At 67.7% G+C, this 13,118-nt stretch carries 11 protein-coding genes and 1 tRNA gene; 8 read left to right on the top strand and 4 right to left on the bottom strand.

Going from position 1 to position 13,118, the window contains the following annotated elements; all coding sequences use genetic code 11:
• Positions 1–10: 10 nt before the first annotated feature.
• Complete coding sequence (gene argF, locus B3K53_RS14710) at positions 11–928, top strand: ornithine carbamoyltransferase (RefSeq protein WP_292085273.1); 918 nt, start codon at positions 11–13, stop codon at positions 926–928.
• Between the two features lie 181 nt (positions 929–1,109).
• Here the strand turns inward: argF and B3K53_RS14715 are convergent, their stop codons facing one another.
• A complete protein-coding gene (locus B3K53_RS14715; RefSeq protein ID WP_292085274.1) occupies positions 1,110–1,322 on the bottom strand; it encodes a hypothetical protein in 213 nt (70 codons plus the stop codon).
• 221 nt (positions 1,323–1,543) lie between these two features.
• On the opposite strand from B3K53_RS14715, the gene B3K53_RS14720 reads away from it, so the two are divergent.
• From B3K53_RS14720 to B3K53_RS14730, 3 genes are all read left to right on the top strand, one after another.
• A complete protein-coding gene (locus tag B3K53_RS14720; RefSeq protein ID WP_292085275.1) occupies positions 1,544–4,375 on the top strand; it encodes an SEL1-like repeat protein in 2,832 nt (943 codons plus the stop codon).
• A 117-nt stretch (positions 4,376–4,492) separates the two neighbouring features.
• Entirely contained in the window at positions 4,493–5,416 is a 924-nt protein-coding gene (locus B3K53_RS14725) for a sulfite exporter TauE/SafE family protein (protein WP_292085276.1), read from the top strand.
• Positions 5,416–6,237: a TIGR02186 family protein gene (locus tag B3K53_RS14730; protein WP_292085277.1), complete on the top strand. Its 822-nt coding sequence runs from the start codon at positions 5,416–5,418 to the stop codon at positions 6,235–6,237. The genes B3K53_RS14725 and B3K53_RS14730 overlap by 1 nt, the downstream gene beginning before the upstream one ends.
• A 269-nt stretch (positions 6,238–6,506) precedes the next feature.
• On the opposite strand, the gene B3K53_RS14735 is transcribed toward B3K53_RS14730, so the two are convergent.
• The 3 genes from B3K53_RS14735 to B3K53_RS14745 all read right to left on the bottom strand — a co-directional run bounded on the left by B3K53_RS14735 (position 6,507) and on the right by B3K53_RS14745 (position 11,401).
• Positions 6,507–8,678, bottom strand: a complete 2,172-nt coding sequence (locus B3K53_RS14735; RefSeq protein ID WP_292085278.1) for a 3-hydroxyacyl-CoA dehydrogenase NAD-binding domain-containing protein — start codon at positions 8,676–8,678, stop codon at positions 6,507–6,509.
• 17 nt (positions 8,679–8,695) lie between these two features.
• Positions 8,696–9,901: an acetyl-CoA C-acetyltransferase gene (locus B3K53_RS14740; protein ID WP_292085279.1), complete on the bottom strand. Its 1,206-nt coding sequence runs from the start codon at positions 9,899–9,901 to the stop codon at positions 8,696–8,698.
• Between the two features lie 279 nt (positions 9,902–10,180).
• The gene (locus tag B3K53_RS14745; RefSeq protein ID WP_292085282.1) at positions 10,181–11,401 is read right to left on the bottom strand and encodes a PQQ-dependent sugar dehydrogenase; all 1,221 of its coding nucleotides are present in this window, start codon (positions 11,399–11,401) and stop codon (positions 10,181–10,183) included.
• 196 nt (positions 11,402–11,597) lie between these two features.
• Here B3K53_RS14745 and B3K53_RS14750 point away from each other — a divergent pair.
• The 4 genes from B3K53_RS14750 (at position 11,598) to B3K53_RS14765 (ending at position 12,786) form a co-directional block, all read left to right on the top strand.
• Positions 11,598–11,674, top strand: a tRNA-Met gene (locus tag B3K53_RS14750).
• Between the two features lie 208 nt (positions 11,675–11,882).
• Positions 11,883–12,047, top strand: a complete 165-nt coding sequence (locus tag B3K53_RS14755) for a hypothetical protein (RefSeq protein WP_292085284.1) — start codon at positions 11,883–11,885, stop codon at positions 12,045–12,047.
• On the top strand, positions 12,044–12,256 hold the full coding sequence (locus B3K53_RS14760) for a hypothetical protein (RefSeq protein WP_292085285.1): 213 nt from the start codon (positions 12,044–12,046) through the stop codon (positions 12,254–12,256). Before B3K53_RS14755 ends, B3K53_RS14760 begins: the two co-directional genes overlap by 4 nt.
• 2 nt (positions 12,257–12,258) lie before the next feature.
• On the top strand, positions 12,259–12,786 hold the full coding sequence (locus tag B3K53_RS14765) for a hypothetical protein (protein WP_292085287.1): 528 nt from the start codon (positions 12,259–12,261) through the stop codon (positions 12,784–12,786).
• Positions 12,787–13,118 lie beyond the last annotated feature (332 nt).

A 13,118-nucleotide genomic window follows, 5' to 3' on the forward strand; every position in this document is an offset into this window, starting at 1 on the left:
GAGACCTGAGATGGTCCGTCACTTCCTCGACATTCACCGGCTCGACGCCGCCGACCTGCGCGCCATCCTGGACGACGCCCACGCTCGCAAACAGGCGCGCAAGGGCTGGCCCCAGGGGCGTCCCGACGCCGATGCGCCGGGCAAGGACCGCGTCCTGGCCATGATCTTCGAGAAGAACTCGACGCGCACCCGCTTCAGCTTCGACGCCGCCATTCGTCAGCTGGGCGGCTCGGCCATCATCGCCACCGCCTCGGACATGCAACTGGGCCGCGGCGAGCCGGTCGAGGACACGGCCAAGGTCCTGTCGCGCATGGTCGACGCCGTGATGATCCGCGCCAACAACCATGAGGATGTCGAGCGCTTCGCCCGCGTCTCGACCGTGCCGGTGGTCAACGGCCTGACCGACCGCAGCCACCCGTGCCAGATCCTGGCCGACCTGCTGACGATCGAGGAGCACATGGGGCCGGTGACGGGCAAGACCATCGCCTGGGTCGGCGACGGCAACAACGTCTGCCACAGCTTCATGCACGCGGCGGCCAAGTTCGGCTTCCGCCTGAACGTGGCCTGCCCGGCGGAATACCACCCCGACCTGCGCGATCTGGAAAAGGGCGGCGCCCACGTCCACCTGACCAGCGACCCGCGCGAGGCCGTGGTCGGCGCCGACGTGGTGGTCACCGACACCTGGGTCTCGATGGGCGATCAGGACTATGAGGCGCGCCTGGCGGCCTTCGAGCCCTATACGGTCGACGAGGCCTTGATGGGCCTGGCCAACGACGAGGCCGTCTTCCTGCACTGCCTGCCCGCCCACCGCGGCGAAGAGGTGACGGACGCCGTCATCGACGGCCCGCGCTCGTTGATCTGGGACGAGGCAGAGAACCGCATCCACGCTCAGAAGGCGGTGCTCGCCTGGTGTTTCGGCGGCGACTGAAAGTCGCCTGCCTTTTTGAAGAAGAGGCCCTAACGCCTCGCCCGCGGGGCGAGGCTGCTTGAGGGCAGCTTTGGCTTTCCTCCCCATGAAATGGGGAGGGGGACCGCGTAGCGGTGGAGGGGGGCGACGCAAGCGTCTGCCGTTGAGACGCCCCTCCGTCGCGTCGCTATCGCGCCACGCCTCAGTAGGGCGTCGGGAAGGTGCGTCCGCTCAGCACCGTGGCCAGGTGGATCAGCAGCAGGAAGGTCAACGCCCCAGCGACCAGCATGATGAACCGCCACGGCATCATGCGCGGTCCTTTTGACAGGTCCGGCGGCCGTGCGCCGCGCCAGCCGGAGAGGACGGCGACAGCCGTCGAGGCGGCCAGCAGGGCCAGGGTCAGTGAAGGGCTCATGGCGAGGGCAGTTGGCGCCTGGGGCGCCGCTTCGCAAGGCGGGAATCCGCAAGACGATGAATCTAAACGCGACATTAACCATGTCAGCCTGAAAAGCGCTCGGTCGCGATCAATCGTCGCCGGTGATTCCCTCGCCCAGGCGCCAGATATTGCGGTTAACGACACGTTTACACGCTTGATCTGGAGCGGTAGCGTCCCACAAAGGCTCGGGAGGCGAATCAGTGAGCGCAGCAGCGCCGTGGAGCGTGAAGGGGATCGACCCCAAGGCTCGCGAGATCGCCAAGGACCTTGCGCGCCGCTCAGGAATGACTCTGGGCGAGTGGCTGAATTCCATGATCATGGACGATCCCGACGAGGACGAGGGCGTCACGCCCTTGCCCCGCCGCACGCCTATTCCCGACCCCTATGACCGCCGCAGCCGCTCGCGTCGTCTGGACGACGTCTATGGCGTCGAGGAAGACAACCGGCGCGTCGGCGCCTCGCTTGAAATCATCGCGGGGCGGCTGGAAGCCGCCGAGCGTCGCTCGACCGTCGCCATCCAGGGCATCGACCAGGCCGTGGCCGGTCTGGTTCGCCGGATGGAAGCTCAGGACGAGATCGGGCTGGGCTATGCGCGCCGCATCGATGACATCGCCGATGAACTGCGCGAAGGCCATAAGCGCTTGCGTCGCTTCGAGCAGGAAGTCGGTCCCAGGACCGACGAGGGCCTGGCCAAGCTGGACGCCGCCCTCGGCGCCGTCTCCAGTCGTCTGTTCGATCTCGACGAGCGTCAGCGCACCACCATCGGAGACCTGCGCGCGCGCATGGAGGCGGTCGAGCAGGCCGCTGGACCCGGACCTGGCACGGACGTCCTGGCCCAGGTCGGCGCCCGTCTGGACGAGGCTCAGGCCCGGACCTCGGAGGCCCTGAAGGGGCTGGAGCGCTCCTTCGCCGCCCTGGATCTGCGCCTGCGCGAAGCCGAAAGCCGCATCGAGCCTGAACACGCCCGCGAATCCGCGCGCTTCGAAAAACTGGCCGAGACCCTGACGCGTCAGGTCGAGGGCAGCCGGGTCGAAATGATGCGTCGACTCGACGTGGCCGAAACCGAAGGCCGGGTGGACCGCATCGAGCGGGCTCTGGCCGCCGTCGGCGACCAGACGCGCGCTTCCGAGCAGCGCTCGGCCGACGCCGTCGAAGCCATGGGCCGCGAGGTCCTGCGCATCGCCCAGAACCTGAACTTGCGCGTCGAGAAGGTCGAGGCCGGCGGCGCGGCGGCGGATGTGGCGACGCTCGGGCGCGAACTGAACGAGAAGCTGGATCGCGAGATGCAGCGTCACGTCCAGGCGATGGATCAGCGGATGACGCGGTCCGACGATCAGCACGCCCTGGCGCTGGAGCGTCTGGGCGGCGAGATCACCCGCATCTCGGATCGCCTCAGCGAGCGCATCGCCCAGTCCGAGCGGCGTTCGGCCCAGGCTCTGGACGACATCGGTCGTCGTCTGACGGAGAGCGCCGACAAGATCGAGCAGCGCCACGACCGCGCCTCGGGCGAACTGGGCGAGCGGATGCGCCAGAGCGAGGAGCGCACGGCTCGCCTCCTGGCCGAGGCGCGTGACAGCATTGAGCAGCGCGGCGCTCGCAGCGGTCGGCGCGAGACGCCGCTGGAAAGCCCGGAGCCGACCCCCTGGAGCCCCGCGGAGAGCCCCGTCGGCGACTGGCGCGCCGCCGCTTTCGCCGATACAGCCGCTGAAATCTGGTCCGACGACACCCTGGGCGGCCTGCTGGACGCGGCCCCTTTCCCGACGCCGGCGGTTCGTGATCCCGAGCCGGTTTTCGCCGACCCGCTGGATGTCGAACTGAACGCGCCGAGCGAGGAGATCGAGACCCCGGCGGCCCTGTTCGGCTCCAGCCCTGAGCGCGCGCGCTTCGGCATGGCGTCGCTGGATGCGATGGATGAGGTCGAGCCGGCGCTCGCTGATCCGATCTTCGCCGATGCGGCCAAGGACTTCGGCGGCGCCGACGTCAGCGATATCCTGGCCGAACCCGATCAGACGGCCGTCGGCGGCTTGCCGCCCCTTGTCGATGGGCCCGAGAGCGAGGATGACGGCTTTTCGGCGGAGATAGATTTTATCGATCCCGGCGCCTTGAAGGCCGGCGCCGCTGCAGGGCGCGCCTCGACCCGCGATGCTCTGGACGCCGCGCGCGCCGCGATGTCCGGCGCCGACGAAGCCCCCCGCAAGGGTTTCGGCCTGAAGCGCGGGGGCAAGTCCAAGCTGCAGGAACGCCTGGACAAGCAGGCCAGCCGCGAAGGCTCGACCATGCGCAAGGCCCTGGGGGCCTCGGCCGTGGCGGCCCTGGTGATGGGCGGCGGCTACGCCTCGCTGCAACTGGCTGAAGGATCGGGTCTGATCCTGCCGGACCTTACGACTCTGGCGGGTGGTCAGGCGCCGGAAGCTGCAACCTCGACGGCCCCGATCGCCGCTGTCGCTCTCAGCACCACCCCGACCGAGGCCGTGCCGTCGCCCGATGTGGCGGCGACCGAGGGCGCGGCCCTTTATGAGCGTGGCGTGCAGTTGATCGACAACGGCGATGACAGTGGTCTGGAAACCCTGAAGCGGGCGGCCGATCTGGGCTATGGCCCGGCGCAGCTGCGTCTGGCCGGCCTCTATCAGGACGGCGGCGCCGGCTTGGTCCCTGATCCGGTCGAGGCTCGCGCCTGGGCGCGCCGCGCGGCCGAGGGCGGGGAGCCTCGGGCCATGCACTACTACGCCATGCAGCTCTATGACGGTGAAGGCGGGGCGCGGAACCGGGTCGAGGCCCTGGCCTGGCTCAAGAAGGCCGCCGAGGCCGGCCGCGTCGACAGCCAGTACAACGTCGCGCGTCTTTACGAGAAAGGCGACGAGGGCGTGGCGCCGAACGCGACCGAGGCCTTCAAGTGGTACATGATCGCGGCCCGTCGCGGCGACCAGCAGGCTCTGGCGGCGGTGCAGCGGCTGACGCCTCTGACCCCGGCCGAGACGCGCCGCGCGGCGCGCGAGGCCGCCGACGCTTTCACGGTCGATCCGGTCGCGTAACGCGACGCATCGAAACGGCGGCGGGGGTGGCGGTTCGCCGCGGCGCTCGCTAAGACCAGAAGTCTAGTCGCCTTACCGGCGCTGTTCTGCGTTCCCTTCCAGCCGAAGGCGCGTGCCGTGGATATTTACCTGCCGATCGCCGAGGTTTCGGTGAACTGGCCGTTCCTGGTGATGCTGGGCGCGCTGGTCGGCTTTGTCTCGGGCCTGTTCGGCATCGGCGGCGGCTTCCTGATGGCGCCGGTTCTGGTCTTCATGGGCATCCCCCCGACCGTGGCCGTCGCCAGCCAGGCCAGCCACGTCGTCGCCTCCTCGACCTCGGGCGTGATCCGCTATTCCGGCATGAAGGCGGTCGACTACCGCATCGGCGGCATCATGGCCGTGGGCGGGGCCCTGGGCGCGCTCGCGGGGGTCGAGCTGTTCCGCTACCTGCGCCTGCTGGGGCAGGCCGATCTGGTCGTGGCCCTGTCCTATCTGATCTTCCTCGGCTCGATTGGCAGCATGATGCTGTACGAAAGCCTGACGCAGATCCTGCACCGGGTGCGCGGCGAGACCCCGGAACGGAAGGAACGCCGTCGCCCCCTGTGGCTGTACGGCCTGCCGTTCCGGATGCGCTTCCCGCGTTCGGGGCTCTACATCAGCGCCATTCCGCCCTTCGGCCTCGGCGTCTTCGCGGGCATCCTGTCGGCCATCATGGGGGTGGGCGGCGGCTTCATCCTGGTGCCCGCCATGCTCTATGTGCTGCGGATGCGGGCCAGCGTCGTGGTGGGCACAAGCCTGTTCCAGATCATCATCACCACGGCCATCACCACCATCCTGCAGGCCGGGCGCAACCAGACGGTGGATATCGTTCTGTCGACCATCCTGCTGCTGGGCGGGGTGGTCGGCGCCCAGTTCGGGGCCAGGTTGTCGGGCCGCTTCCGCGCCGAGGAGATGCGTGCGGCGCTCGGCCTGATCGTCCTGCTGGTCGGCATCCAGATGGGGCTGGAGCTGTTCGTGCGGCCCAGCGACCTCTTCCTGCTGGCGCCGGGAGTGGGGGACTGATGTTCCAGGCCCTGCCGCCCGAACCCGCGCCCGTCGTCGCACCCGCGTCGCCCGGAATGATCGAGCGCTCGGTCGCCACCGAGGGCGAGGTGCGCGTCGCCGCCGCCCTGACCGACGCCCAGGTCAAGGTGGACTCCAGCTTCCGCGGCGCCTCCATCGTCCTCTATGGCGCGGTGTTCAATGCGACCGACAGCCCAGCCGACGTGGTGGTGGTGGTGCGCGGGCCGGATGCCCCGGTGCGTCTGGTCAAGAAGACGCGCAACATGGGCGTCTGGCTGAACAGCCGCCCGGTTCTGTTCGAGGGCGCGCCCGGCTTTTACATGACCGCCTCGACCCGGCCGCTGAGCGACATCGCAGACTTCGGCCAGCTGCGCCGTCTGGGCGTCGGCGTCGATCACCTGCGCATCGACGCCCCGCAGGAAAGCCGCACGGTCACCCGCTATGGCGTGCGCGACGTGGTGGTCAGCCGCTTGGGCGAGAACTATCTCGACTGGCGTCGCGCCGTGATCCGTCTGAAGGAGGCGGCGGCCCTCTACAACACCGATCCCGACGGGGTGCAGTTCGTCGACAAGGGCCTGTTCCGCGCCGAGGTCGAGTTGCCGGCCGTGGCCCCGACCGGCAAATACTACGCCGAGGTCTGGCTGTTTCAGGAGGGGGCGCCGGTGTCGGTGTCCAACCTGACCCTAACGGTCGAGAAGGTCGGGCTGGAACGCGACATCTATGAGTTCGCCCATCGGCGGCCGTGGTCCTACGGCGTGCTGTGCGTCTTCCTGGCGGCCCTGACGGGCTATGCGGCGTCGCGGGTGTTCAGGAGCAGATAGGGCATCTCTTCTGGGCGCTATCGCTCGCCGTGCGGCGGTTCGCTGCTTGAGCGCTATCTCCCAGCCGTCATCCCGGCCGCAGCGAAGCGCAGAGCCGTGACCGCCCGAGACGCCGGCGCTTCCTGCGGTGCCGGATAAGCGCTGCGCGCTTTCCGGGATGACGAGGGCGCGCGCTCAAGCAGCGAGCGACCGCGTCGCGAGCGTAGCGCAAAAAGAAAAGGGCGGCTCGAAGGAGCCGCCCTTTCCATTTCAGTCCGAAGCCAACCCGATCAGGCGGCCTTCTTCTCCGGCGCGAAGCGGCCGTAGAAGGTCTCGCCCTTGGCGGCCATCTCACGCAGCAGTTCCGGCACCTTGAAGCGGTCGCCGTAGGTGGCGGTCAGGCGGTCGGCGGTCTCGACGAAGGCTTTCAGGCCGGTCTGGTCGATCAGGGTGATCGGGCCGCCCGACCAGGGGGCGAAGCCCCAGCCCAGGATGGCGCCCAGATCGGCTTCGCGCGGGTCGTCGATGACGCCCTCGGCCCAGCAGCGGGCGACCTCGACGGCCTGACGATAGAGCAGGCGCGTCTTCAGCTCGTCGACCAGTTCCGGGGTCGAATCGTCGAACTTGACCGGGGCCAGTTCCGACAGGCCCGTCCACAGGGTCTTGGGCTTGGTGTCATAGTCGTAGAAGCCCTTGCCGTTCTTGCGGCCGTAACGACCGCCCTCGACCATCTTGGCGACGATGTCGGCGCCTTCCGACGGGACATAGGCGTCGCCCAGGTCGATCGCCGTCTGCTTGGCGATCTTGTAGGACAGGTCCAGAGCGACGTCGTCGTGCATCTCCAGCGGGCCGCGCGGCATGCCGGTCATGCGACCGACGTTGTCGATCAGGGCCGGGGCGTAGCCTTCCTCGAGCATGGCCATGCCTTCCATCAGGAAGGTGGAGAAGCAGCGCGAGGTGTAGAAGCCGCGGCTGTCATTCACGACGATCGGGGTCTTCTTGATCTTCAGGACGTAGTCGATGGCCTTGGCGATGGCGGCCGGCCCGGTCTTTTCGCCGAGGATGATTTCGACCAGCATCATCTTGTCGACGGGCGAGAAGAAGTGGATGCCGATGAAGTCCTCGGGACGAACCGAGGCCTCGGCCAGGCCGGTGATCGGCAGGGTCGAGGTGTTGGAGCCGAAGACGGCGCCTTCGGCCAGTTGCGCCTCGGCGCGTTTGGTCACGTCGGCCTTGATCTCGCGGTTTTCGAACACGGCCTCGATGACCAGGTCCGACCCCTTGATGTGATCATAGTCCGTCGTCGCCGTGACCAGGGCCAGGGTGGCGTCGAACTTCTCCTGGGTCATCTGGCCGCGCGACAGACGCTTCTTCAGCAGGTCCTCGACGTGGGCCTTGCCCTTGTCGGCGGCTTCCTGGGTCTGGTCGATCAGGACGGTCTCGATGCCGGCCATGACCTGCACATAGGCCACGCCCGCGCCCATCATGCCGGCGCCCAGCACCGTGACCTTCTTGGCGTCCGACTTGGGCACGCCCGCCGGACGCACGGCGCCCTTGTCCAGTTCCTGCTTGGACAGGAAGAGGCTGCGGATCATGGCCTGGGCCTGCGGCGTCATCAGGGTCTTGATGAAGTATCGGGTCTCGATGCGGAGCGCCGCGTCCATCGGCACCTGAACGCCCTCGTAGACGGCCTTCATCAGGTTGGTCGCGGCCGGATAGTTGCCGTAGGTCTGCTTGCGGATCATCGCATTGCCGACCAGGAAGTTCTGGATGCCCGCCGGATGGTAGGGGCCGCCGCCGGGCAGTTTGAAGCCCTTGTCGTCCCAGGGCTGCACGGCCTTGCCGCCGTTCCTGATCCAGGTCTTGGCGGCCTCGACCGACTGACCCTTTTCGGCGATCTCGTGGACGATGCCCGCGCCCTTGGCGTCATTGGGGCGGAAGGACTTGCCCTCGGTCATGGCCATCATGGCGGCCTGGACGCCGACCAGACGCGTCAGGCGCTGGGTGCCGCCGCCGCCGGGGAAGAGGCCGACCTTGATCTCGGGCAGGCCCAACTGGATCTTGTTGTCGTTCTCGACCACGCGATAGTGGCAGGCCAGGGTGAGTTCGAGCCCGCCGCCGAGCGCCAGGCCGTTGATGGCCGCGGCCACCGGCTTGCCGCAGGTTTCCAGCGCGCGCAGGGCGCCGTTCATCTTCCAGCCGGCGTCATAGGCGTCCTGCAGGCTGGCGCCGCCGATCATGCCTCCGGCGATGTCGCCCAGGTCCGCTCCGGCGCAGAAGCCCGAGGCCTTGCCCGAGGTCAGGACCGCGCCCTTGATGGCGTCGTCGGTCTTGATGCGTTTCACCAGCTGCGGGATCTCGGCCATGACGGACGAGGTCAGGGTGTTCATCGAGCGCCCGGGGACGTCGAAGGTGATCAGGGCGACGCCGTCGGCGTCCACATCGATCTTGAAGTTTTCCATGGTCAGTCGCTCCCGGATCAGACGCGTTCGATGACGGTGGCGGTGCCCATGCCGCCGCCGATGCACAGGGTGATGAGGGCGGTTTCCTTGTCCGAGCGTTCCAGCTCGTCCAGCACCACGCCGGTGATCATGGCGCCGGTGGCGCCCAGCGGGTGGCCCATGGCGATGGCGCCGCCGCAGACGTTGATCTTGTCGTGCGGAATGTCCAGCGCCTGCATGTAGCGCAGGACCACGGCGGCGAAGGCCTCGTTCAGCTCATAGAGATCGATGTCGGTGGACTTCATGCCCAGACGACCCAGCAGCTTGTTGGTCACGAACTCCGGGCCGGTCAGCATGATCGACGGCTCCGAGCCGATCGAGGCGGCGCCGCGGATCTTGGCGCGCGGCTTCAGGCCCAAGGCCTTGCCGGCTTCCAGCGAGCCGATCAGGACGCCCGCCGAACCGTCGACGATGCCCGAGGAGTTGCCCGGCGTGTGGACGTGGTTGACGCGTTCGACCTCGGGGTAGCGCTGGTTGATTACGCTGTCGAAGGCCATTTCGCCCATCATGGCGAAGGAGGCGTTCAGGGCGCCGAGCGTCTGCATGTCCGTGTTCGGACGAATGGTCTCGTCATGGTCCAGGCGGACCAGGCCCAGCTGGTCCAGAACAGGGATGACCGACTTGCTGAAGCGGCCCTCGGCCCAGGACTGGGCCGAACGCTTGTGGCTCTCGACCGAATAGGCGTCCACGTCGGCGCGGCTGAAGCCCCACTTGGTGGCGATCATGTCGGCCGAGACGCCTTGCGGCACGAAATAGGTCGAGAAGGCCGAGGACGGGTCCACCGGCCAGGCGCCGCCGTCCGAGCCCATCGGCACGCGGCTCATGGCCTCGACGCCGCCGCCGACGGCGAAGTCGGCCTCGCCGGATTTCACCTTGGCGGCGGCCATGTTCACGGCTTCCAGGCCCGAGGCGCAGAAGCGGTTGATCTGCACGCCCGCCGTGGTCTGGGCCCAGCCGGCGTTCAGCACGGCGGTGCGGGCGATGTCGGCGCCCTGCTCGCCCACCGGCGAGACGCAGCCGAGGATGACGTCGTCCACCTTGGAGGTGTCCAGGCCGTTGCGGTCGCGGATCGCCTCCAGCACCTGCGTCGCCAGGGACAGGGCGGTGATCTCGTGCAGGGACCCGTCCTTCTTGCCCTTGCCGCGCGGGGTGCGCACGGCGTCGTAGATGTAGGCGTCGGCCATGAATGTCTCTCTTGCTTCTAGGGTCCCTATCGCTTGGCGCGCGGCGCCTCGCTGCTTGAGGGACGGGTCTGGAATTGAAACTTGGTGCGTAGAAACCCGACGTTTACGTCAACGTCAAGTAACAAGGCGCGTGACACCGTTCTGACCCGCTCATCCCCGCGGAGGCGGGGACCCAGTCCTTTGGCTTCCAAGCGCTTCGACCGATGTGCAGTTCCCTGACCGGCGCTCTCACTGGGTCCCCGCCTCCGCGGGGATGAGCGGATTTTTGGAAGGCGGCGCCTACTGTTTCGCCAGCCGCACCAGCTTGCCGTCTTCCTCGTCGGTAATGACCCAGACGGCGCCGTCGGCGGCGACGGCCACGTCGCGGATGCGGGCGTTCAGGTCGGTCAGCAGGCGCTCTTCGCCGACGACGCGGTTGTTCTCCAGCACCAGTCGCGCCAGTTGCTTGCCGCCCAGGCCCGTGACCAGCAGGTTGCCGTTCCAGCCCGGGAACATGGCGCCGCTGTAGAAGGTCATGCCGCCCGGCGCGATGACCGGGTCCCAGTAATAGACGGGCTGTTCCGTGCCTTCCCTGGCTGTGACGGCCTCGGGAATAGCCGAGCCGTTGTACTCGATGCCGTAGGCGACGCCGGGCCAGCCGTAGTTCTTGCCCGCCTGATCCAGATTGATTTCATCGCCGCCGCGCGTGCCATGCTCGACGGTCCAGATGGCGCCCGTGCCGGGCTGGACGGCGATGCCCTGCATGTTGCGGTGGCCCAGCGACCAGATTTCGGGCTTTGCGCCCGGTTGACCGACGAAGGGGTTGTCGGACGGCACGCTGCCGTCGGCGTTGATGCGGATGGTCTTGCCCATGTGCGAGCCCAGGTCCTGGGCCTGGGGCCGCATCGGCTTGTCGGAGCGTTCGCCAAGCGTAATGAACAGCTTGCCGTCCGGGGCGAAGGCCAGGGACGAGCCGAAATGCTTGTCGCCGTCATAGGTAGGCAGGGCGTGGAAGATGACCTGCACGTTCTCGACCTTCGACAGGTCGTCCGACAGGCGACCGCGCGCCACGGCGGTGCCGTTGCCGCCGTCTCGCGGTTCGGCGTAGGACCAGTAGATCAGCCGGTCCTGAGCGAAGGTCGGGCTGAGGATGACGTCCAGCAGTCCACCCTGGCCGCGGGCGGCGACGGCGGGCAGGCCCGTGATCGGCTCGCTGATCCGGCCGTCAGCGCTGACCACCCGCATCCGGCCGGGCTTTTCCGTCACCAGCCACTGACCGTCCGGCAGCAGGGCCAGGCCCCAGGGATGAACCAGCCCCGAGGCTACGACGCTGTGGCTCAGCGCCGCCTCGGTGCGCACGCCGGGCGCGCGGGTCTGGCCCTCGAAGGCCGGTTTCTGGTCCGGGTTGTTGGCCGGGCGGGTCTCTACCGGCGCGCCGGGGGCGGCGTCTTGGCCGTTGGCCCCGCAGGCGGCGGCGAGAACGAGGAGTGAGGCGGAAGCGGCGAGGACGATCGGGCGCATGGGGCTCTCCTGAACAGCAGATTGTGCAATCCAGAATGAAGCCTTGCCGTTCCCTGCGCGAGCCGAAACCGCCCGCGACCGATCGTCCCGTGCGATTTCCGTGCTTAAGCGGCTTGAACCCGAGGGAAGGCGGCGATATACGCACGCCTCTCGCGCCTCCCCGGTCGGTCACGACCCCGCGCGAGGTCCCGTAAGGGGTTGGGTAGCTCAGATGGTTAGAGCGGTGGATTCATAACCCACAGGTCGGCGGTTCGATCCCGCCTCCAACCACCACGGATTTCCTTAAAATCAATGGCTTACGAGGCGCGTCACGGTGCGTGCGAGTTCGCCCTATGGGAACATTACGGGAAGATTGGGCGGGGTTCGGGACAATATCCCCGGAATAGTCCCGAAGCGCGTTCCTCTTTCGTTCTAATTTGCTTGGCGTAGCCGTAATCGGCGCCGTAGGAGTCCGTCTGGGTCGGCAACCTCGGAGGATGACATGGACACGCAACCCTGCGGCCCAGACGAAGCGTTTGCCCGCGACCTGGTCGAACTGGACCGGGAGCTTGAAGCCCGAACCGAACCGGAGATCCCCACCAAGACCGTCGACCTGATCGCCGGACTTCTGGCAGGCATGACCCATGTCGGGCGGCCTGCGCGATGACCACCGCCAACGACGCCTATCTGGCGGAGCTGATGTTGCGGCTGGTCGGCCTCGACATGTCCAGCGCTGATGGATGGGCTGGGGCAGGGGCGATCCTGCGTGAAATCGAGTCCCTGGCTCCTGGCTCGATAGCGAGGATGCAGTCCGGGCTAGCCCTTCGGCGGGCAGGCGCTTCGCTCCTGACAGGAGCGCGCATCGCGGACGCCTGACGATGACGGAGGACGAAGACACCCCCTTCTGGCGGGGCATCGATCAGGTGCCCGATGAGCATTTCCCCATAGGTCTGCACCACTTCCCCCTGATCGAAGCGCCCGACCGAGGAACCCAGATACGCGTCACCTGCTGCGCCTGCAGGAAGCAAGGACGCTTCACCGGCCTGGACCTGATCCGTCAGTTTCCTGACTGGCTGAGCCGCGACGCCTGCGAGTGGGCTTGCTCCCTGCGCTGCGATAGTTGCGGCGCAAGGCGGCTTTCGCTCAGCACGGCCGACGACCCAGGCGCTCACGGTTTTCGCGGAAGCTCGCGTGACAGTGCGGAGGTCATCCGCATCCGACGCCTGTTGGCCTGGCTGCCCGAAGGAGGTCTGCGCCTCGACGACGTGGCCTACCTGCTACGCGACGTGAACCACGTCCATCTGAGGGAGGCAGGCATGGCGGACGAAGTCGTGGACCTGTTTCGCTACGGCGGCCACCATTGCGGAAACTACTGGCCCCGGTCGCGCCTGAAAAAGACTGCCTGACCTATGGGCCATAACCCCCGATACCAAACCTGGTCATCGGCGCAGTGGATGAACCGGGCCGGGACCGTGGCCGAGCTACTGGCCCAGGACTGGCCGGTCATGGCGCGCTGCCTGACATGCCGCCTGGAGATGGATGTTCGTCTCGACGTCCTGCTGCGCGAGCGCGGACCCGACTTCTCCCTATGGGGACGATCCGCGCGGTGCCGCAGCCGGCGATGTCAGGGGCGCATGTATTTCTGGACTTTTCCGCCCCAGGCCGGGGGCAAAGCCGTCGAAATGTTCTGAGTGATTGCAGCCTTCAACGCAAAGAAGCCCTCGCTGATCAGGCGAGG

It is taken from the genome of Brevundimonas sp. UBA7506 (assembly GCF_002479495.1).
Classification (GTDB): Bacteria; Pseudomonadota; Alphaproteobacteria; order Caulobacterales; family Caulobacteraceae; genus Brevundimonas.